Origin of the sequence: Streptococcus mitis (genome assembly GCF_047463435.1) — a bacterium.
GTDB lineage: Bacteria > Bacillota > Bacilli > Lactobacillales > Streptococcaceae > Streptococcus > Streptococcus mitis_DS.
The window spans coordinates 26470-48375 of the sequence record NZ_JASHDW010000003.1; the positions used below are offsets into that span (position 1 = coordinate 26470).

Annotated in this window: 22 protein-coding genes; 12 read left to right on the forward strand and 10 right to left on the reverse strand. The window is 41.4% G+C overall.

Annotation, left to right across the window (positions count from 1 at the left end):
• Nucleotides 1–678: 678 nt before the first annotated feature.
• Nucleotides 679–1653, reverse strand: coding sequence for a sensor histidine kinase (locus QM843_RS02390; RefSeq protein ID WP_414304437.1), 975 nt, complete (start codon nucleotides 1651–1653; stop codon nucleotides 679–681).
• Nucleotides 1646–2323, reverse strand: coding sequence for a response regulator transcription factor (locus QM843_RS02395; protein WP_414304438.1), 678 nt, complete (start codon nucleotides 2321–2323; stop codon nucleotides 1646–1648). Before QM843_RS02395 ends, QM843_RS02390 begins: the two co-directional genes overlap by 8 nt.
• 270 nt (nucleotides 2324–2593) lie before the next feature.
• Between QM843_RS02395 and QM843_RS02400 the strand changes: the two genes are divergently transcribed.
• Entirely contained in the window at nucleotides 2594–3667 is a 1074-nt protein-coding gene (locus QM843_RS02400) for a DUF2974 domain-containing protein (RefSeq protein WP_414304439.1), read from the forward strand.
• Between the two features lie 86 nt (nucleotides 3668–3753).
• On the opposite strand, the gene QM843_RS02405 is transcribed toward QM843_RS02400, so the two are convergent.
• The 3 genes from QM843_RS02405 to QM843_RS02415 form a co-directional block, all read right to left on the reverse strand.
• Nucleotides 3754–4773, reverse strand: coding sequence for a YdcF family protein (locus QM843_RS02405; protein WP_414304440.1), 1020 nt, complete (start codon nucleotides 4771–4773; stop codon nucleotides 3754–3756).
• Nucleotides 4774–4841: 68 nt separating this feature from the next.
• Nucleotides 4842–5279 (reverse strand): Rrf2 family transcriptional regulator, encoded by a 438-nt coding sequence (locus QM843_RS02410; RefSeq protein ID WP_265473023.1) that lies wholly within the window; start codon nucleotides 5277–5279, stop codon nucleotides 4842–4844.
• 75 nt (nucleotides 5280–5354) lie between these two features.
• Nucleotides 5355–6197 (reverse strand): metallophosphoesterase family protein, encoded by an 843-nt coding sequence (locus QM843_RS02415; protein ID WP_414304441.1) that lies wholly within the window; start codon nucleotides 6195–6197, stop codon nucleotides 5355–5357.
• 111 nt (nucleotides 6198–6308) lie between these two features.
• On the opposite strand from QM843_RS02415, the gene QM843_RS02420 reads away from it, so the two are divergent.
• The 5 genes from QM843_RS02420 (at nucleotide 6309) to QM843_RS02440 (ending at nucleotide 8751) form a co-directional block, all read left to right on the forward strand.
• Entirely contained in the window at nucleotides 6309–6959 is a 651-nt protein-coding gene (locus tag QM843_RS02420; protein WP_125420126.1) for a metal-dependent transcriptional regulator, read from the forward strand.
• The gene (locus QM843_RS02425) at nucleotides 6925–7119 is read left to right on the forward strand and encodes a hypothetical protein (RefSeq protein WP_414304442.1); all 195 of its coding nucleotides are present in this window, start codon (nucleotides 6925–6927) and stop codon (nucleotides 7117–7119) included. The genes QM843_RS02420 and QM843_RS02425 overlap by 35 nt, the downstream gene beginning before the upstream one ends.
• Nucleotides 7076–7786 (forward strand): nicotinamide mononucleotide transporter, encoded by a 711-nt coding sequence (locus QM843_RS02430; RefSeq protein ID WP_414304443.1) that lies wholly within the window; start codon nucleotides 7076–7078, stop codon nucleotides 7784–7786. The genes QM843_RS02425 and QM843_RS02430 overlap by 44 nt, the downstream gene beginning before the upstream one ends.
• Before the next feature lie 119 nt (nucleotides 7787–7905).
• Nucleotides 7906–8319, forward strand: a complete 414-nt coding sequence (locus tag QM843_RS02435) for a hypothetical protein (RefSeq protein WP_265493529.1) — start codon at nucleotides 7906–7908, stop codon at nucleotides 8317–8319.
• 18 nt (nucleotides 8320–8337) lie between these two features.
• Nucleotides 8338–8751, forward strand: coding sequence for a hypothetical protein (locus QM843_RS02440; RefSeq protein ID WP_150922523.1), 414 nt, complete (start codon nucleotides 8338–8340; stop codon nucleotides 8749–8751).
• Nucleotides 8752–8789: 38 nt separating this feature from the next.
• On the opposite strand, the gene dtd is transcribed toward QM843_RS02440, so the two are convergent.
• Together dtd and QM843_RS02450 are read right to left on the reverse strand one after the other, a co-directional pair.
• Nucleotides 8790–9233 carry a D-aminoacyl-tRNA deacylase gene (dtd, locus tag QM843_RS02445; protein ID WP_247949571.1) on the reverse strand — a complete coding sequence of 148 codons (444 nt, stop codon included), beginning with the start codon at nucleotides 9231–9233 and terminating at the stop codon, nucleotides 8790–8792.
• Between the two features lie 29 nt (nucleotides 9234–9262).
• Complete coding sequence (locus QM843_RS02450; protein WP_414304444.1) at nucleotides 9263–11485, reverse strand: RelA/SpoT family protein; 2223 nt, start codon at nucleotides 11483–11485, stop codon at nucleotides 9263–9265.
• A 380-nt stretch (nucleotides 11486–11865) separates the two neighbouring features.
• Between QM843_RS02450 and QM843_RS02455 the strand changes: the two genes are divergently transcribed.
• Both QM843_RS02455 and QM843_RS02460 read left to right on the forward strand, forming a co-directional pair.
• A complete protein-coding gene (locus QM843_RS02455; RefSeq protein WP_314726171.1) occupies nucleotides 11866–12093 on the forward strand; it encodes a hypothetical protein in 228 nt (75 codons plus the stop codon).
• Nucleotides 12094–12330: 237 nt separating this feature from the next.
• Complete coding sequence (locus QM843_RS02460; protein WP_414304445.1) at nucleotides 12331–12960, forward strand: MBL fold metallo-hydrolase; 630 nt, start codon at nucleotides 12331–12333, stop codon at nucleotides 12958–12960.
• 39 nt (nucleotides 12961–12999) lie between these two features.
• Here the strand turns inward: QM843_RS02460 and pepO are convergent, their stop codons facing one another.
• Nucleotides 13000–14892: an endopeptidase PepO gene (gene pepO, locus QM843_RS02465; protein WP_414304446.1), complete on the reverse strand. Its 1893-nt coding sequence runs from the start codon at nucleotides 14890–14892 to the stop codon at nucleotides 13000–13002.
• A 181-nt stretch (nucleotides 14893–15073) separates the two neighbouring features.
• Here pepO and QM843_RS02470 point away from each other — a divergent pair, with 181 nt between their 5' ends.
• From QM843_RS02470 to tpx, 4 genes are all read left to right on the forward strand, one after another.
• Nucleotides 15074–15796, forward strand: coding sequence for a metal ABC transporter ATP-binding protein (locus tag QM843_RS02470; protein ID WP_070842407.1), 723 nt, complete (start codon nucleotides 15074–15076; stop codon nucleotides 15794–15796).
• Entirely contained in the window at nucleotides 15793–16641 is an 849-nt protein-coding gene (locus QM843_RS02475) for a metal ABC transporter permease (protein ID WP_049500957.1), read from the forward strand. The genes QM843_RS02470 and QM843_RS02475 overlap by 4 nt, the downstream gene beginning before the upstream one ends.
• Before the next feature lie 31 nt (nucleotides 16642–16672).
• Complete coding sequence (gene psaA / locus QM843_RS02480; RefSeq protein WP_000733074.1) at nucleotides 16673–17602, forward strand: metal ABC transporter substrate-binding lipoprotein/adhesin PsaA; 930 nt, start codon at nucleotides 16673–16675, stop codon at nucleotides 17600–17602.
• Between the two features lie 122 nt (nucleotides 17603–17724).
• Complete coding sequence (gene tpx / locus QM843_RS02485; RefSeq protein WP_049535060.1) at nucleotides 17725–18216, forward strand: thiol peroxidase; 492 nt, start codon at nucleotides 17725–17727, stop codon at nucleotides 18214–18216.
• A gap of 95 nt (nucleotides 18217–18311) precedes the next feature.
• Here tpx and QM843_RS02490 read toward each other — a convergent pair whose 3' ends face one another.
• A complete protein-coding gene (locus QM843_RS02490) occupies nucleotides 18312–21020 on the reverse strand; it encodes an ABC transporter permease (protein ID WP_414304447.1) in 2709 nt (902 codons plus the stop codon).
• A 1-nt stretch (nucleotide 21021) separates the two neighbouring features.
• The gene (locus QM843_RS02495) at nucleotides 21022–21723 is read right to left on the reverse strand and encodes an ABC transporter ATP-binding protein (protein WP_049551309.1); all 702 of its coding nucleotides are present in this window, start codon (nucleotides 21721–21723) and stop codon (nucleotides 21022–21024) included.
• Nucleotides 21724–21906 lie beyond the last annotated feature (183 nt).

A 21906-nucleotide genomic window follows, 5' to 3' on the forward strand; every position in this document is an offset into this window, starting at 1 on the left:
GCAGTTTTTACTATCATTCAAAATATAATTTGCTATTTTGTAAAATATAGGTCTATCCCATGTTTCTTTGATAGATGTAAAATGAATATTTCCAATACTTCTATTGAAAGTAAGCTTTTTCAGTTTTTCTAACGATTTAGGCTATTTCGTGACACACCCACAATCCGTGAAAATTCTGGTTATATCAGATTATGTGATTTTCGTAAGAATTTTATATTGTCTCCAATCATGGTAGTCTCCTTTTACTTGATAAAACTATTATAACATTTAGAAATTAAAAACTGGTTCAAAATCAATAGGATGTGTGTATTCGATACATTCAATAAATTCTTGGAAACAGTTCTACACCAGTTACACAAATCTATATACACCTATCTCATTCAAAATTAAAAGAAAGCTGCAGTTCTTTTAATCCTGTATCAACGATTCATTCTGAAATCGAATAGGAGACATTTCCCAAGTCTACAATTCACTTCATCTCAAATTAATTTTTGTAATTCACCCTTAGTTTATAGATTTTATACTCAACAAAAGTATAAAGCATACAAAACTTCACTTTGAACCAGTATTTATACTATATTCCGTATTAAAAATTCTATTATTGGTTTTGTAAAAAACAGTCTTCAAATATCCTGAAATATAGCAAAAAGAGATTGGGTAAAAACTCATTGTCTCTTCTCACTCAAGGACTAAGTTCACTTGAGCAAACTGAATCCGCACTATCGTTCCTTTTCCAACCTCAGACTCGATACGAATCTGGTGCCCCAGTTCTTCAGAAATTTTCTTAGATAGATAGAGGCCAAGTCCAGATGACTGCTGAGTTAGGCGTCCATTATATCCTGAGAAGCCACGTTCAAAGACTCGGAGGACATCACTGTTTTTTATCCCGATTCCCGTATCCTTGATACAGAGTTCCTGGCCTTCCATATAAATCTCCAGACCACCTTCCTTGGTGTACTTGAGACTATTTGAGATAATTTGTTCAATGACCACTAGTAACCACTTCTTATCCGTCACAATTTCTTTATCAAGGTCATATAGGTTGACATTTAGGCCTTTTTGAATAAAGAAAAGAGCATATTTACGAATTATTTCCTTGACCAAGTCCTCAATTTGCACCTGCTTCAAGACCAAATCATCATGGAAACTTTCTAAACGCAGGTACTGTAAAACTAGATTGGTATAGGAATCAATCTTGAAAATTTCCTGTTCTAATTGCTGCTTCAGTTGGCGGTCGGCTACTTCTGCAACTAAGAGTTGACTAGCTGCAATGGGGGTCTTTATCTGATGTACCCACAAGGTATAGTAATCCAGCAAATCCGTCAATTTTCTTTCTGAATCTGACCTCTGCTGATAAAGTTCCATCTCATGCGCTTCTAATTTTTCTGCTAAAGCTATTTCCAATGGAGATTTGGCTTCCCTCTCTCCATAGAGAATTTCCTGGCGATAGATCTGCATCTCCACTAATATATCCCAAGTGAAAAATAAGATGGTTACAAAGCAGTACAGCAGGAGAAAGTAGAGATAGTAAATTCCCAAACTGGCAAATAAAAACTGAAAGAGCAAAACCAGAAATGTTAAAGCAAGAAGATAGACAAACAGACGACTACGGGAGCGCAGATAGGCTAGAAAAAATTGTTTCCAATCAAGCATGCTTTAATCCGTACCCTATTCCTTTCTTGGTCTCGATAAATCCTACCAAGCCCTGCTCTTCCAATTTTTTACGCAAACGAGCCACATTAACAGAGAGCGTATTATCATCAATGAAAAAGTCACTGTTCCAAAGCTCCCGCATGAGGTCATCACGTGCTACGATATTGCCTGCATGTTCAAACAAGACTCGTAAAATCTGGAATTCGTTCTTGGTCAAATTCAAAACTTGCCCTTGATAATGTAAATCCATTGATTTTGTATTGAGGATAACGCCGGCATATTCCAGTAAGCTCTCGTCACGCCCAAACTCATAGGAACGACGCAACAAGCCCTGAACCTTGGCTAAAAGAACCTGGTGGTCAAAAGGCTTAGTCACAAAGTCATCCGCCCCCATATTGATTGCCATGACAATATCCATAGCCTGGTCTCTCGAAGACAGAAACATGATGGGCACCTTAGAAATTTTGCGAATCTCCTGACACCAGTGATAGCCATTAAACAAAGGTAGTCCAATATCCATGAGGACCAGATGAGGCTCCGACTGGACAAACAGACTCAAAACTTCCATAAAGTCTTCTACCAGAACCACTTCAAATCCCCATTCAGAGAGCATTTTCCCAACCTGTTGACGAATGACCTGATCATCTTCTACTAATAAAATCTTGTGCATGCGCTTCTCCTTTTCTATTATTATAACAGATTTTTCCATGCTAGAAAGTCTGAAACTGATACTCAATGAAAATCAAAAAGAAAACTAGGAAGCTAGCCGCAGGTTGCTCAAAGCACCGCTTTGAGGTTGCAGATAAAGCTGACGTGGTTTGAATTTGATTTTCGAAGAGTATGAATTTGAAATAGCTTGTTTTTAGTCAACAAAGTGAGCCAGTCCTACTAGCTAATTTGAGGGAAATTTGATAAGATAAATAAAAAGAAAGGAGCTCTTATGACCAATATTTTTGACTATCTGAAAGATGTCGCACACGATTCCTTTTACGACTTACCTTTGAATGAATTAGATGTTTTAGCCTTAACAGAAACAACCTATCTCTCCTTTGATAATCTTGTCTCCACAACTCCTCAGCGTCTTTTAGACCTAGCACCTCAGGTTATAAGAGAACCTAACATGTTGACCAGTAAAAATCGCCTCCAGCTATTAGATGAACTAGCTCAACACAAGCGCTTCAAAAATTGCAAACTCTCCCATTTCATCAACGACATTGACCCTGAACTGCAAAAACAATTTGCGGCTATGACCTACCGTCTCACTCTCGACACCTATCTGATTGTTTTTCGAGGTACAGATGACAGTATCATTGGCTGGAAGGAAGATTTCCACCTGACCTATATGAAGGAAATTCCTGCTCAAAAGCACGCCCTTCGCTATTTAAAGAACTTTTTTGCCCACCATCCTAAGCAAAAGGTCACTCTGGCTGGGCATTCCAAGGGAGGAAATCTAGCCATCTATGCTGCTAGCCAAATTGAGCAAAGCTTGCAAGATCAGATTACAGCAGTTTATACCTTTGATGCGCCTGGTCTCCATAAAAAACTGACACAAACCGAGGGCTATCAAAGGATAATGGATAGAACCAAGGTCTTCATTCCACAAGGTTCCATCATCGGTATGATGTTGGAAATCCCTAACCACCAAATCATCGTGCACAGTACTGCCTTAGGTGGTATCGCCCAGCACGATACCTTTAGTTGGCAGATTGAAGACAAGCACTTCGTCCAACTAGATAAAACCAACAGTGATAGCCAACAAGTTGACACAACCATCAAGGAGTGGGTGGCCACAGTCCCTGATGAGGAACTTCAGCTTTACTTCGACCTCTTCTTTGGCACCATTCTTGATGCTGGCATTAGCTCCATCAATGACTTGTCTTCCTTCAAGGTTATTGAACACATTCATCATCTCTTTGTCCAAGCGCAATCCCTCACTCCAGAAGAAAGGGAAACTATGGGACGCCTTACCCAGTTATTGATTGATACCCGTTACCAAGCCTGGAAAAATAGATAATACCTTTCAAAAATCAAATGAATACAAAAAAAGACCTAGAATACATATTTTCATGTACATTCTAAGTCTTTTTTAATAAAATCTAACTACCAAATAACCCCTTTATAGGCTAGCAAAATGATAACTAATATCGGAACATAAAAGGCGAGGAAGAGCCATTTCATTTTGACACAGAGAGCCACGTACTCCCGAATAAAAGCAGATGGTATGTAGTAGCCTGCTGTCCTACATCCGAGTCCATCTCCCTTCATATTTAGCTTACGAGCATAAGTACTGGTTCTAAAGACATGATAGTCATTTGTAACAAAGAGGAATTGAGGTTTGGCTACCAGTTCCTCACCAAGTTCCTTAGAAAAGAGAAGGTTCTCGTAGGTAGTCCTTGATTGATCTTCCAGAATAATCGCATCTTGGGGAACATCTGTCTCTTCAAGAAGATAGTTTGTAATGGCCTGCGCTTCAGAAATCTTCTCATCTCCTCCTTGACCACCACTGGCAATGATTTTGATATGAGGATTCTTAGACTTGTGATAAGCTTCCACTGCCTTATCAATTCTCCTCTTCAGCAAAGGTGTTACCTTTTCTCCGTCTAACAAACCTGCACCATGAATGATAATAAAATCATAATGCTTCTTCTTAGGAATAAAGAGATACAAGATAGAGTACAGAATAAAAGCCACAAAAGCAAAACCAAAAATAAAGTAAGAATAAGCAATAAATGCAAATAAAATATTTAGAAAGTGATTGGTGTAAAATAATTCATGTCGTCCTCCCAATCGAAATGACATCAAAGCAAAAAATAGCAAAATGACTATTCCAAGGAGCATGGAGAGATAATTAGCCTTTGAACGTCCCTCTCGCTTCAACAAAATGACCCCATTATAGATTAGAAAGATGCCACTTAGAAAAAGCAAAAAAGGAAGTAAAATAAAGGGAAATATAAAAAAAGCGAAATGAATCTTCTCATACCCATTTTGATAAAAAAGGTAGCCTAGATAAAAATAACTGGAAATGAGGGATAATAAGAATAATACTGGATTCCACAAACTTCTATTATCCTTCCAAAATGACACTATAAAGGCCAACACAATTCCTATAACGAGATACATTTCTTCCTCCTTTAATGATTCTATTTTATCACAATTTTACATAGATAAAAAGAGGGCATCTATCCCTCTCACTCCTTCATTTGACTCTTTGCATCAGCCACGACTTGTTCTAGACTGGTCTGACCAAGTTCAGCCTCCATCGCCAACTGAATTCTCTCCAATTTTTGATCCAAAACATCATGAATATGAGCTCCTACAGGGCAATTTGGATTTGGATTGTCATGGAAACTGAAGAGTTGACCAGTCTTACCAAGACACTCAACCGCCTGATAAACATCTAATAGACTAATGTCTTTGAGATCCTTAACAATCTCTGTTCCGCCTGTTCCACGCGCTACTGAAATCAGCTCTGCCTTCTTCAACTGGGACAAGGTCTTTCTGATAATGACAGGATTGACCCCGACACTAGCAGCTAAAAAATCACTGGTCACCTTGCTTTCCTTCCCCTTAAGGGCAATGATAATCAGCATATGAGTCGCAATGGTAAATCTACTTGGAATTTGCATCCTCTTCTCCTTTTTACGAGGCTACCCTGCCTCTACTCTTCTTTTTCTTTTATTATACCCTTTTTAGTTGTAATGTCAATCATTACCACCCTTCAACCAAGCATCTAATTCCTTATCATAACCCTCTTTCTGGGCCAATTCACTCAGAAATTCCTGATGATGAGTATGGTGGATACCATTGACCAGACTTTCATAATACACCTCAAAATAGGGAAGTTTCAGGTCTTTAGCCAGTTGCAATTCAGCTGCCACATCGTAGTCCACCCGTCGGAAATCCATATCTACCAAGCCCTTGTCATCAAACTCCAAAATCATATACTGGGCCCGCAAGTCCTTCCGCAACTGAGCATCTAGAAAGAAAGGTTGCCCAATCGAACCCGGATTGACAATCAATTGCCCACCAGTCCCGTAACGAAGCAACTGCTGGTGAATATGACCATACACAGCAATATCACAAGAGGGATTGGTCACCAAGCGGTCAAAATCCTCCTGCGCTCCAGTATGAATCAACTCTCGTCCCCAGTTCTTATCAGGAAGATGATGGCTAATTCCCACCGTCAAATCCCCAAACTGACGATGGATCTGGAGTGGTTGATTGTGGAGCAATTCGATTTCTTCTAGGGAAATTTCCTCTAAAACATACTGGCACTGGCGCAAGAGATAACGTTGACTAGGACGAGTACTATCTAGTTCCTTGCGGACACCATGCCACAGACTATCTTCCCAGTTTCCCAAAACTCTAGCTGTAATCGGTAGTTGAGCCAACAAGTCCAAAATCCTTCTACGCCCTGTCCCTGGCATGAGAATATCTCCCAAAAGCCAGTATTCATTCACTCCTAGCTGCCGAGCATCTGCCAAAACAGCCTCCAAGGCTGTAGTATTTCCATGAATATCTGAAAGAAGAGCTATTTTTGTCATATTCATCTCCTCGTTTTTTCTCTTGCAATAAGTATAACATAAAAAGTCACAGCTAGAGAAATCTAGCTTTTTTTGATATACTAGATAAAGATATTAGACAAGAGGAAACGAATGACCCCGAATAAAGAAGATTATCTAAAATGTATTTATGAAATTGGCACAGACCTGCATAAAATCACCAACAAGGAAATTGCGGCTCGTATGCAAGTCTCTCCCCCTGCCGTAACTGAAATGATTAAACGGATGAAGAGTGAAAATCTCATCCTCAAGGACAAGGAATGTGGCTATCTACTGACTGACCTTGGACTTAAACTGGTCTCTGAACTCTACCGTAAACACCGCTTGATTGAAGTTTTTCTAGTTCATCATTTAGACTATACGAGTGACCAGATTCACGAGGAGGCTGAGGTCTTGGAACATACTGTCTCTGAGCTATTCGTGGAGAGACTGGAAAAATTGCTTGGATTCCCCAAAACCTGCCCTCACGGAGGAACTATTCCTGCCAAGGGAGAACTCTTAGTTGAAATCAATAACCTCCCACTAGCTGATATCAAGGAAGCTGGCGCCTACCGCCTGACTCGGGTGCATGATAGTTTTGACATTCTCAGTTATTTGGATAAGCACTCACTTCACATCGGTGACCAGCTCCAAGTCAAGCAGTTTGATGGCTTCAGCAACACCTTCACTATCCTTAGTAAAGACGAGGATTTACAAGTAGGTATGGACATTGCCAAACAACTCTACGTCGAGAAAATCGACTAATTTCTCAAGTACCCAACCAACCCTGAAAGTTTTATTTTCAGGGTTTTATTTCTATCATTTGATTTTACTTTCATTTAGTTGTAGAATATTTGTAAAAAAGAAATATATTTTAACATATGAAAAAATCACTAAAAATTTTTGCTACATCCAAATGGTTTGACCTCTTCGGGGTTGCTTTGGTCGTTGGGATTGCGATTGCATCTGGTTACCTCAACTCCCGTCTCGACAAATTCGTAGACTGGGGACCATGGACAGCTCTTGTTCCCTTTGGATTGATTTCCGTAACCAATGTTGGGATTTCCATGTTGTCCACTCGTTTCACGGGAAAATTAAGCAAATGGGGAAATTACTTTGGTATTGTTAATACCATTTTGTCCGGCACTATTGATTATATCCTTGGAAATAAGGCAGCCATCATTACCTATCCCGTCACCTTCCTCATCTATACCTTTGCGATTAAGAAATGGGAAGCTTCGCAAGAAGGCAGACCCAACCAAATGAGTCAAAAACAGCTAAAATTGGCGGCCATTATCATTTCCATCATCGCCTTCCTCTTTGCCTTTGCGACCAACTATATCGGCTATGGAGGAAAGATGAATCTCCTTGCCTACGTAACAACTATTGCCTTTGCACTGTCCCTCATTGCCAATGCTTTTAACGCATTGAAACTAACAACTCAGTGGGGCTTTTGGTTGATTTACAATTTCGTTCAGCTGACAAAAGCTGGTATTCAAGGAAATTTTGCCAATATCGGAAAATACATCTTTTATATCCTCAATGCAATCGGAGCTTTATTTGTCTGGAATGATGAAGAGGTGGAACAATAAGAGGGAAATCAAATAAAGAAATCTAACAGAATCTCCTTACTAAAATTTTTTATCATTTTAGTTGTAACTTCCATTCTTTTGGAGTAGAATGAAGATAGATAAAAGAGGGAGGTCTTGTCATGAAAAAACTCTTTAGAATCCATTTTACAGCAATTGCAATCATTGATTTACTACTATTTGCATTTTTTATCACTAGACCCGAGACAGCTTTAGAATGGCTCTTGCTCTCTGGTTTTATTTTCCTCCTTGCTCAAGGACTCCTGCTATTTCGCTTGCTTGTCCGACTCAAACATCAATTCGCTGAGATTTATCCTAAAATCAATAAAAAGATTCGCTTCTACTATTTAGGGATTCTCTCCATTGATTTTCTATTTTTTGTCCTTTTAACCTTCGTTAGTTCTCAGCGTTTTCTCTCTCTTATGCCAATCATCACTGCTTGCCATTCTACTTTATATTATATGACGGCCGACTACCTAAGAGACAACTATCCAGACTTTTACGACAAACATATCTCTTTATGGGAGTGTCTCTAAGGAAAAGGAGGGGTTATCATGAAAAAAATCATCTTCATCAAAACCACTCAACTCCTTGTCATTGATGGAATCATGCTGGCATTTTTGACATTTAAAGGGGGGCTTACTTGGGACTGGATTTTGATTTATAGCGGTTGGCTCATTTTCTTTCATCCTGTGCTATTGACCTATCTTTCAAACCAACTTTGTGACCACTTTAGTCACCTCTATTCCCAGATTAGACCGAGATTCTGGCGTTTTGCCTTACAAATCCTTCTATGGGATAGCCTGATCATTCTCTCCTTGATATGTTTGAGTGGTGTGCCACTTTTCCTTCAGGGAACTCTCCTAACCCTAGGACACCTCATCCCTTCCTATCGCACCTGCCAAAGCCTGAAAAGAAACTTCCCTCAAGCATATCAAGAACCGATTGCATTTTGGAGTATTTTATGATAGATGAGAAAAACCAAGCCGGCTGGGCTTGGTCTTTCTTATCTATTTTTAGTATCTAGGATAATGGTAACTGGTCCGTCATTGACCAGCTCAACCTGCATATCAGCTCCAAAGATGCCTGTCTGAACGGGCACTTCTTGCGCTAATTTTTGATTGAAATCATCATAGAAGTCTGATGCCATATCAGGCTTGGCTGCCCCTGTGAAGGCTGGACGATTGCCCTTCTTAGTATCCGCAAAGAGAGTAAACTGAGAAATAGAGAGGATTTCTCCCTCAATATCTTTGACAGACAGGTTCATCTTGCCTTCTGCATCTGAAAAAATCCGCATATTGACAAGCTTTCTCACAGCGTAGTCCAAATCTTCCTCTTGGTCCTCTGGTCCAACACCAACCAGCAATAAAAGCCCCTGATTGATTTTCCCATGAACCTGACCTTCGATACTCACTTGGGCTTTTTTAACTCGTTGGATAATGATTTTCATAATAGCCTTTCTAGTAAGAACTAGGACAATTAGCCGTTGGTCCGTTTGACAGAATAAACCTCTGGCACGCTCTTGATCTTGTCCACAACCGTAGTCAGCGTCGAGAGGTTGGCAATGCCGAAGGACACATGGATATTAGCAAATTTCATATCCTTGGTTGGTTGAGCGTTGACTGTTGAGATATTCTTAGTTGTGTTTGAAAGAACTTGTAGTACATCGTTCAACAGTCCTGTACGGTTGAGTCCATAAATATCGATATGAGCCATATACTCCTTATTTGAGCTAGAGTACTGATCTTCCCATTCCACATCAAGGAGACGTTGCTCATAGTTTTCTTGGGCACGCAGGTTCATACAGTCCACACGGTGAATAGCCACACCACGCCCCTTGGTAATATAGCCAACAATATCGTCACCAGGCACTGGATTACAACACTTAGCAATCCGCACTAGGAGGCCTGATGCACCTTCAATGACCACACCACCCTCATGCTTGACCTTGAGGGTTTCTTTATTTTCAACCTTGATCTCGCCACCTTTGACAAGTTCCTCTGCTTCAGCCTTGGCCTTGGCACGTTCTTCCTCACGACGTTCCTTCTCAGTTAGACGATTAAAGACAGTAATAGCACCGATTTCTCCAAAACCAATGGCCGCAAAGAGGGATTCTTCTGTCTTGTAGCTGGTCTTTTGAAGGACTTGGTCCATATGACGCTTGTCCATGAATTTATTGGCCACATAGCCATTTTCTTGGAACTGGGCCATCAGCATTTCACGACCCTTATTGACAGACAATTCCTTATCTTGGTTTTTAAAGAACTGACGAATCTTGTTACGCGCCTTGCTGGTCTTGACCATATTGAGCCAATCACGGCTCGGTCCAAAGGAGTTAGGGTTGGTGACAATTTCAACCTGATCCCCTGTTTTGAGCTTGGTTGTCAGTGGAACCATACGGCCATTGACCTTGGCACCAGTTGCTTTTTCACCGACCTTGGTATGAATTTCATAGGCAAAGTCAATCGGTCCTGAATCTTTTGGAAGGGAACGGACAGCTCCATCTGGGGTAAAGACGTAAATCTCCTCAGCCAGATAGTTTTCCTTAACAGAATCCACAAATTCCTTAGCATCATCAGCCTGGTCTTGGAGCTCCATCATCTCCTTAATCCAGTTCATCCCAATAGCTGATTCCTTGCTGTTAACCTGCCCCTTAATGCCTTTCTTATAAGCCCAGTGAGCCGCAACCCCGTACTCAGCCACCTCATGCATGGCCTTGGTTCGAATCTGGAATTCAATCGGTCCTTTTGGCCCATAAACAGTCGTATGGATAGACTGGTAGCCATTGGCCTTGCGGTTAGCGATATAGTCTTTGAAACGACCTGGCATTGGTTTCCAAAGTTCATGCACATAACCAAGCATGGCATAAACATCACTTTGGGTATCTAAAATACAGCGAATAGCAATCAGGTCATAGATTTCCTCAAAACGCTTTCTCTTATCCTGCATTTTGCGAAAAATCGAGTAAATATGCTTGGGACGACCGTAAATCTTCCCATTTAGATGACGATCTGTCGTATATTCCTCTAATTTTGTGACCACCTCATCCACCAAGGCTTCACGCTCTCTGCGTTTTTCCTTCATCATATGGGTAATCTTGTAAAACTCCGTTGGGTTGAGATAACGGAAAGATAGATCTTCTAATTCCCATTTGACGCTAGAAATCCCCAGACGGTGAGCAAGAGGTGCATAGATTTCCATAGTTTCTTTGGAAATGCGCTCCTGCTTGTCTTTTCGAAGATGTTTAAGCGTCCGCATATTGTGCAAGCGGTCAGACAGTTTGACCAAGATAACACGGATGTCCTCAGACATGGCCATAAGCATCTTGCGATGATTTTCCGCTAATTGCTCCTCGTGAGACTTGTACTTAACTTTACCGAGCTTGGTAACTCCATCGACAATCACGCGCACATCAGGACCAAACTCCCTTTCCAAATCGTCCAAGGTCGCATCTGTATCTTCTACCACATCATGTAAGAAACCACAAGCTACCGTTACAGCATCCAGCTTGAGTTTGGCTAAAATACCTGCTACTTGGATCGGGTGAATGATATAAGGCTCTCCTGATTTGCGGTATTGACCACTATGGCAATCCACCGCATAGACCAAGGCCTTATGGACAAAATGGACATCCTCTTCTGTTAAATATTCTTTGGTTAAAGCGACAACTTCTTCGCCTGTTAAATTCACTTCTTTTGGCATCTCTACTCTCCAATTCTTCCTACCATTTTATCACTTTTTTAAGAATATGAAAACTAGATTGGAACAGAATAAGAAAAAAATAATTCAGAATTGCTTGATAATTCTGAATTATTATTCTATAATATATTACGAAGTTAGATTTTAAACTTAGGTGATAGAAGGAGAGATAGAAGAACGGAAACCATATTGTAACCGAAAGACTTTCTGACTTCCCCAATTCCATTGAAGATACAAAAGATAAACGATGGAACTCGTGTCACATACACTGGTAGCTTGACTGAATTTTGGAATTAAAAACCCTCAAGATACTTTCTTTTATCCTTTAGTTTATAAGGAGAACACCTATGAAAAAAACTGCTATTTCTATCTTTGCTATCCTAGTGTTAGGAGTTTGTTGCCTGTTTCTATTCAGCCAGCAAAGCTATAAAAAAACAGTCGTTCAATACTACGCTAACGACCAGAACCTGCCAAATAGGATAACTTATAGTGAATATAGCGATAAACGAGAAGCCAACTACGGTGGCACTCTAAACATCACGTCTATCAAACAAGCTAATGACGGAGTTTATGCAACCTATGAAGGGCAATTGACACCTCTCCAATATTGATAAATTGATAACCAGCCTGTCTTCATCTAGTCATGCTGGTTTTTAAGTTCATTCTAAATCCTTACCTATTCTCCCCAACTGTGCTATACTTAATTTATACTCAATGAAAATCAAAGAGCAAACTAGGAAACTAGCCGCAGGCTGCTCAAAGCTCTGCTTTGAGGTTGCAGATAAAGTTGACGCAGTTTGAAGAAATTTTCTAAGAGTATTAGTACATTCTTTGAGATTGGAGCTAATATGAAAATCCATAAAACCGTGAATCCTGTTGCTTATGAAAATACCTATTACTTGGAAGGTGAAAAACACCTCATCGTCGTCGATCCTGGAAGCCATTGGGAAGCTATTCGTCAGACAATAGAAAACATCAACAAACCTATCTGCGCTATTCTCCTTACCCACGCCCATTATGACCATATCATGAGTCTGGATCTAGTTCGCGAGACTTTTGGCAATCCTCCGGTCTATATCGCAGAGAGTGAAGCCAGCTGGCTCTATACTCCTGTCGATAATCTCTCTGGGCTTCCTCGCCACGATGATATGGCAGATGTGATCGCAAAACCTGCAGAACACACCTTTAGCTTTCATGAGGAATACCAACTGGAGGAATTTCGTTTTACTGTCTTGTCAACACCAGGACATTCTATTGGCGGTGTTTCTATCGTCTTTCCTGATGCTCACCTAGTCTTGACAGGGGATGCTCTTTTCCGAGAAACTATTGGACGAACGGACCTTCCAACTGGTAGCATGGAGCAACTCCTTCATAGTATCCAGACCCAACTCTTCACCCTACCAAACTATGATATCTATCCAGGGCATGGTCCAGCTACGACCATCGCTCACGAAAAGACCTTCAATCCTTTTTTCTAGCAAGTTAAAACCCAAGGACAAAAATCCTTGGGTTTTGTTTTACCAAATAATCACGCGGTCTTCTGGTGAACGCCACATTCCGTCGCCTTCTTTGACATCATAGGTCGTAAAGAAGTCGTCAAAGTTTGGCACTTGGACGTTAACACGGAGTTTGGCTGGCGCGTGCACATCAACGCTAGCCAAAAGTTTCATAAATTCTGGACGACCTTTCATGCGCCAGATGCGACCGAAATTGTAGAAGAATTCTTCTGCTGAGAAGTCTGCTTCTCTCTTAGCTGCTTCAAGCGCCGCAGCGATTCCTCCCAAGTCAGCCACGTTTTCTGACACAGTCAATTTACCGTTGATGGTTGCACCATAAGAATCTTGTCCATCAAATTGGTCAATAACTTTTTGTGTTTTCTCCTTGAAGGCAGCATAGTCATTCTCTGTCCACCAATCCTTGAGGCTACCATTTTCATCGAAGGAAGCTCCGTTGGTATCAAAGGCGTGAGAAATTTCATGGGCAATAACCGCCCCGATACCCCCGTAGTTAGCAGAAGATGACTGATGCAAATCATAGAAAGGTGCTTGTAAAATAGCCGCTGGAAAGACAATCAGGTTCTTCTGTGGATTGTAGTAGGCATTGACCATATGAGCAGGCATGCCCCATTCCTTGTAGTCTACAGGCTGGTTCCACTTGCTCCAACTGTGCTTGATTTCTACACGCGCAAAGGCTAGAGCATTGTCAAAAAGACTAGCAGTCTCATCCACTACCTTGTCCTTATAGCGTTCTGGCAATTCTTCTGGATAACCGATATAAGGCTTGATAACATTGAGTTTGACGATGGCCTTGTCACGAGTTTCAGGAGTCAGCCAGTCATTTTTAGCCAAGCGTTCCTTATAAACATCAATCATAGTTGCCACTTTTTTCTCCACGTCTGCCTTAGCCTCTGGGGAGAATTTTTCATGGGCATACCAGAGACCCAAGGCTTGTTTGAAAGGACCTTGTGCTAGCTGGTAGGCTGCCTTGACCTTGTCTTTGGCTTCTGGAACTCCTGAAAGCGCACGGCTATAGGCACCTGACAAGACACGGATTTCTTCTGTTAAATAGCTGGTTGAGAGATTGACAACACTTAAAATTAAGGTTGCCTTGAGGAGAGGCCAGGCCTCTTCACTATAGAATTGATCTGCTGCTTGCCAGAAACGTTCCTCGTCTACGATAACCTTGTCTGGTACTTGTCCAAGAACGGCTTGGAAGAAGTCATCCAAAGGTAGAGCAGGCGCAAATTTCTTGAAATCTTCGTAAGCATATGGATGGTAAAGTTTAGCATACTCTGAACTTTCTTCATTAGAGAGCACCACTGCCGCAACTCGACGGTCCAATTCTAGTCTTTTTTCTAGCAAATCTTCAATTTCTTCATCAGAGAAATCATATTTCTTGAGGAGATTTGAGCTGCTTTCTTTCCAAAGAGTCAAGAGCTCTTCGCGCTGAGGATGGTCTTCTGCATAGTAGGTCGTATCTGGCAGGATTGTGCTTGGAGCACTAGCCCATAGAACATTGATTCTAGCATCCATAAAGTCTGGTGATACACCAAAAGGAAGGAAGTTTGGTTTTCCTGCAAGTTCAAACTCTGCTAGTCTAGCTGTGAAATCCGCAAAAGTCTCCAATTCTTGGAACTCTTTAAGAAGAGGCAAAACAGGTGTGATACCGTCAGCTTCTCTCTTGTCAAAATCACGTACTAGGCGGTGGTATTTAACAAAGTTTGCCAAGATAGCATCCTCAGGCACTTCTTCTCCTGCCAACCACTTGTCTGTTGTCGCCAACATCAAGTCTTCAATTTCCTGGTCTAAATCAACAAAACCTCCCGTTTGAGACTTATCTGCTGGGATTTCAGCCGTCTTCTGCCATTCTCCATTGATAGCATCATAAAAATCGTCTTGATAACGTGTCATCTTGTTCTCGCTTTCATTTTTTTTAAGTTATTGCTAGCTTAACAAAAATTGCTTGGGAATGCAATTAAAAATGAACTTTCCTTTTCCATCATTTTTCAGTTATTATTTTAATTTTTTCAAAAATTAACTTGACTTAATTTTTTTTTTAATGTATATTAAGAGACAGGAGGAATACAAGTCTATGATACGTATCGAAAACCTCAGTGTCTCCTACAAAGAAACATTGGCACTTAAGGATATTTCACTAGTGCTCCAAGGACCAACAATTACCGGTATCATTGGTCCAAACGGTGCTGGAAAATCAACATTATTAAAAGGGATGCTGGGAATTATCCCACATCAAGGTCAGGCATTTCTCGATGACAAGGAAGTTAAAAAATCCTTACATCGAATCGCCTATGTCGAACAAAAAATCAATATCGACTACAACTTTCCCATCAAGGTCAAGGAATGTGTCTCGTTAGGACTCTTTCCCTCTATCCCTCTCTTTCGAAGTTTAAAGGCTAAACATTGGAAGAAAGTGCAAGAAGCCCTTGAAATCGTCGGTCTAGCTGACTATGCTGAACGGCAAATCAGTCAACTGTCTGGAGGTCAATTCCAGCGGGTCTTGATTGCCAGATGTTTGGTACAGGAAGCCGACTATATCCTCTTGGATGAACCCTTTGTTGGGATTGACTCTGTCAGTGAGGAAATCATCATGAATACGCTGAGAGATCTGAAAAAAGCTGGGAAGACGGTTCTCATCGTCCACCACGACCTCAGCAAGGTTCCCCACTACTTCGATCAAGTCTTGCTTGTCAATCGAGAAGTGATTGCCTTTGGTCCAACCAAAGAAACCTTTACCGAAGCCAATCTCAAAGAAGCTTACGGTAATCGACTCTTTTTCAATGGAGGTGACCTATGATTGCAGAATTTATCGATGGATTGCAAAAATTCCATTTCTTACAAAATGCCTTGATAACAGCCATTGTCGTCGGGGTCGTAGCTGGAGCTGTAGGATGTTTCATCATTCTACGCGGGATGTCACTCATGGGAGATGCCATTTCACATGCTGTCTTGCCAGGTGTAGCCCTCTCCTTCATCTTGGGCGTTGACTTCTTTATCGGAGCCATTGTCTTTGGATTGCTAGCTGCTATCATCATTACCTACATCAAGGGGAACTCGATTATCAAAAGCGATACCGCCATCGGCATTACCTTTTCTTCTTTCTTAGCCCTCGGTATCATCTTGATTAGTGTCGCTAAAAGTTCAACTGACCTTTTCCATATCCTTTTTGGTAATATCCTAGCCGTCCAAGATACGGATATGTTTATTACTATGGGTGTTGGGGCAGTCATTCTCTTGTTAATCTGGATTTTCTTCAAGCAACTCTTGATAACTTCCTTTGATGAACTCTTGGCTAAAGCCATGGGAATGCCTGTCAATTTCTATCACTACCTTCTCATGGTACTCTTGACTCTCGTGTCTGTGACAGCCATGCAAAGTGTCGGAACTATCCTGATTGTAGCCATGCTGATTACCCCAGCTGCAACTGCTTATCTTTATGCTAATAGCCTGAAAAGCATGATTTTCCTTTCCTCAACCTTTGGAGCGATAGCTTCAGTTTTGGGACTCTTTATCGGTTATAGCTTTAACGTTGCGGCAGGTTCTAGTATCGTGCTCACAGCTGCTAGTTTCTTTCTCATTAGCTTCTTTATCGCTCCAAAACAACGATATTTGAAACTGAAAAATAAACATTTGTTAAAATAAGGGGCAAAACCCCAATAAATTGGAGGATCTAATGAAAAAATTAGGTACATTACTCGTTCTCTTTCTTTCCGTCATCGCTCTTGTAGCATGTGCTAGTGGAAAAAAAGATGCAGCTTCTGGTCAAAAACTAAAAGTTGTTGCTACAAACTCAATCATCGCTGATATTACTAAAAATATTGCTGGTGACAAGATTGATCTTCACAGTATCGTTCCTGTTGGTCAAGACCCACACGAATACGAACCACTTCCTGAAGACGTTAAGAAAACTTCTGAGGCTGACCTCATTTTCTACAACGGTATCAACCTTGAAACTGGTGGCAATGCTTGGTTTACAAAATTGGTAGAAAATGCTAAGAAAACTGAAAACAAAGACTACTTTGCAGTCAGCGAAGGCGTTGATGTTATCTACCTTGAAGGCCAAAACGAAAAAGGCAAAGAAGACCCACACGCTTGGCTTAACCTTGAAAACGGTATGATCTTTGCTAAAAATATCGCAAAACAATTGAGCGCTAAAGACCCTAGCAACAAGGAATTCTACGAAAAAAATCTCAAAGAATATACTGATAAGTTAGACAAGCTTGATAAGGAAGCTAAGGAGAAATTTAACAACATCCCTGCTGAGAAAAAACTCATCGTAACCAGCGAAGGATGCTTCAAATACTTCTCTAAAGCCTATGGTGTCCCAAGTGCCTATATCTGGGAAATCAACACTGAAGAAGAAGGAACACCTGACCAAATCAAGACCTTGGTTGAAAAACTTCGCCAAACAAAAACTCCTTCACTCTTTGTAGAATCAAGTGTGGATGACCGTCCAATGAAGACTGTTTCTCAAGACACAAACATCCCAATCTACGCACAAATCTTTACTGACTCTATCGCAGAACAAGGTAAAGAAGGCGACAGCTACTACAACATGATGAAATACAATCTTGACAAGATTGCTGAAGGATTGGCAAAATAAGCCTCTGAAAAACGTCATTCTCACATGAGCTGGCGTTTTTTCTATGCCTACATTTCCAGTCAAATCATTGGAAAATTCTGACCGTTTCAGCTACAATGGAAGAAAAAAGATTGGAGTATCTTATGGTAACTTTTCTCGGAAATCCTGTGAGCTTTACAGGTAAACAACTACAAGTCGGCGACAAGGCGCTTGATTTTTCTCTCACTGCAACAGACCTTTCTAAAAAATCTCTGGCTGATTTTGATGGTAAGAAAAAAGTCTTGAGTGTCGTGCCTTCTATCGATACAGGTATCTGCTCAACTCAAACGCGTCGCTTTAATGAAGAACTGGCTGGACTGGACAACACGGTCGTCTTGACTGTCTCTATGGACCTCCCTTTTGCCCAAAAACGTTGGTGTGGTGCTGAAGGTATTGAAAATGCCATCATGCTCTCAGACTATTTCGACCATTCCTTTGGACGTGATTATGCTCTCTTAATCAATGAGTGGCACCTATTGGCACGCGCAGTCTTTATCCTCGACACTGACAATACGATTCGCTACGTTGAATACGTGGACAATATCAACTCAGAACCAAACTTCGAAGCCGCAATTGCAGCAGCTAAAGCCCTATAGAAAAAATCCTCTGTCACAAAGAGTTTCCTGCTCTTTGAAACGGAGGATTTTTGTGTACGAGTAAATATAAGTTTAAGCTGTTAAAAACAACTAGCTTACTCTACAGATTTCAGAGCTTCTAACATATCAACCTTTCTCAGATGATAATTGACAAAGAAACCAAGCAGGGTCAAAATGATGCTTACTGCTACCACTGGGATTACATAGACTTCCCAGCCTACCTTCGGATAAAAGAGAATAGTCGCAGGCGAAATCATTTGAATCAAAAATTGGTGTAAATAGAAACCTGATACCAGACCAAGTACGACTCCCAAAAGAGACAAGACAATCGTCTCACGGTAAATGTAGAGGGTGACTTCTTTATTATGAAAACCGAGCACCTTGATAGTGGAGAGTTCACGGATTCTCTCAGCCACGTTGATATTGGTCAGATTGTAAAGGATAACAATAGCCAATAGAACCGATACGATGACCAAGATGGTCATGGTCTGATTGAGTGAGCTAGCAACGGAGTCAAAGAGTCGAATGGCTGAAGCATTTTGGACGACACTAGACACCGCAGCTTGATTCATAAGTAAACCTGCCTGCCTTTCGATACTAGTCGCACTAGAATCCTTTAGCCTAACCAGATAAGTGTTGGCTTGGGGTAGCTGTCCGTAAATTTGTTCATAGCTAGCCTGACTCATATAAATAAAGTGACCAACGTAGTTCTCAGCAATGGCAGCGACCTTTAGCTTCTTACCTTCAATTTCTAGAGTCTGCCCAACCTTAACACCTGCCAGCTGGGCTAATTTAGCTGTGATGACAACTCCATCTTTTAATGACAGCTCCTGCTGATGATTTTGCAGACGGATAAAGGGTGTTAAATCCTCCTTCTCTGTCATCATAAGGGTAATGGTCTGAAGACCAGCCTTGCCTTTGAAATCCTTGTCTAACGTTTTAGAATAGATTTTCTGGTAGTCTTGAATATCCTGCCCTTTCAACACTTCTTCCAACTCTGCCTTGTCCTGATTGGTCGCACTAGGATTTTCAGAGACAATCATTTGGTACTGTTGGATTTGTTGAAACTGTCTAGACGGAACTCCTGCTACAGAGGATTGGATTCCCAAACCTGCAAAAAGCAGAGCTACAGAACCTGCCACACCAAAGATTGTCATCAACATCCGCTGCTTATAACGGAAGATATTACGGGCTGTTACCTTATGGGTAAAACTGAGACGACGCCAAATAAAACCGATGCGCTCCAGTAAGATTTTAGCTCCTTTGACAGGCGGTTTAGGCAGTAAAAGCTGGGCTGCTTCGTCATGAAGTTCCCTCCGAGCCACCAGATAGGCTGGTAACACACTCGCCAACCAACTCAAGACAAGAGCCAGTAAGCTATAGGTCCAATAGAACTGAATCTGGGTTTCTCCCACCACCATTCCTTTTGTAATGACACTTGAAATCACACTGGCTAGTAAATAATGGCCAAGGATGCTACCTAGAGCTGTTCCGACAGTCCCAGCTACTAGACCGTAGAGGAAAAACTTGGCGATAATATCCTTACTGCGATAGCCCAAGGCCTTAAAGATACCTGCATGTGTTCGCTCTTCATCCACAAAGCGAGTCATGGTTGTAAAGGTCACCATAGCTGCTACGGCATAAAGCACTACAGGAAAGATATTGCCCACTGCCCGAATACTGGCTGAAGCATTACTGTACATGAGGTAGCCTTGACCGCCAGGCATGGTCTGACGATTATATACTTGATACTTGGGCTCAGCTAAATCATCCAAGACTTGCTGATGTTTTTCTAATTTTTCCTTTTCTTGGGCTAAATTTTGTTCAGCCTGCTTTAGTTTGTCCTCTTCCTTGCTCAATTCCTGCTTGGCTTGGGTAAGTTGAGCACTGGCCTGCTCTCTCTGTGCTTGAGGAAGCAAGGCTAGTTGACTTTCTTGAGCCTGTATACGAGCTTGAGTAGCTGCTAAACGACGCTTGCCTTCCTGCAAATTAGTCTCAGCCTTGTCAAGGGTCTCTTGACCTTTGTCTAGAGACTCTTGTCCTTCTTTTCTCAAGAGTTGTAGACGTGCCTTGCCATTATCAGATAGAACTTGTTCAAGTTCTTCCTGATGTTGCTTGGATTTCTCTTCATAAGCTGCTGAAAAAGCATTTAATCCTGACAAATCTTGATATTTCAAACGAGCTATATTGTAGACTTTCTGATCAAACTGACTAGGTAAAATCACTCCATAGGCTGTCAGAGTCCCACTTCCACTTCCTGCGTAGCCCATATCTCGCTGGGAGAGGATTTCAGCCGAATCCACAAAACCAGTAATGGTATAAGTATGGTCTTTTAAAGAGGAATGACCCTCCTCTTTTTCTTTAAAACTAATCTCCTGTCCCATGCTGTATTGGCCTTGCAAATGAGTGGCCAAAGCGATTTCCTTGTCTGACTGAGGAAGTCGTCCCTCTCTTAGCTGAAAGGTTGAAATTCGCTCTGGTTTGGAGTACAGCCGAGTGGCATCCTGCCCATTCTCCATAGTCACATCTGTCAAATAGCCAAACTCAATCTCTGCGCCCTCTATCTGTTCTAGTTCTTCTTGATCTGCTTGATCCAAACCATAATTAGACATAACTGCCAAATCCAAGGTTTGAGCAGTTGTTAAATAAGCATTAGCTGTCGCCTCCATGTTGGGGCTAGTCACTTTGAGGCCTACTAGGGCTAAAGAACCCAGCATCATCAATGTCAAGATAGATAAAAAGCGTCCCTTGGAGCCTGTAAAGGACTGAATTAAGTCCTTCCAATAGGTTTTTCGCTTGATCATGCTAGTACTCCAAACTGTCGATATCCTGAGGATACTGGTTCCTCACCACATCCTTGACACTGGCATCGTGCATATGAATCACGCGATCAGCAATGGGCGCCAAAGCTCCATTGTGAGTCACGATGATTACCGTCGCTCCCTTTTGACGAGACATATCTTGCAGAATTTTCAAAACCTGCTTGCCCGTCTGATAATCCAAGGCGCCTGTCGGTTCGTCACAAAGGAGAATTTTAGGATTTTTAGCTACCGCGCGTGCAATGGAGACTCGCTGTTGCTCCCCTCCAGAAAGCTGGGCTGGAAAGTTATTGAGACGATGAGCCAGACCTACATCTGTCAAGACCTGTTCAGGATTCAAGGCATCTGTCACGATTTCTGAAGCCAACTCCACATTTTCCTTAGCGGTTAGATTGGAAACTAGATTATAAAACTGAAAAACAAAGCCTACATCATTGCGGCGGTAATTGGTTCTCTGGTGCGAACTATAGTCTGCAATATTGGCACCATCAATCCAGATTTCCCCCTCATCATTGGTATCCATTCCCCCAAGAAGGTTAAGAACCGTTGACTTGCCTGCACCAGATGCACCTAGAATAATCACCAATTCACCCTTTTCAATCTCAAAATTCACATCGCGATTGGCCACAATCTCCGTGTCCCCAACCTGATAACGCTTGTAACAGTGTTTCATCTCAATATAAGCCATCAGACCCACCCTCTCTCAAACAAATTACTTCCTACTACCATTATAACGCTTTTTCAACTAGTTGGAAACTGCTTACATTCTCAAATCCTTATTAAAAGGCAGTCTCAAACTACTGCCTTCTAATACTCAATGAAAATCAAAGAGCAAACTAGGAAGCTAGCCGCAGGTTGCTCAAAGCACCGC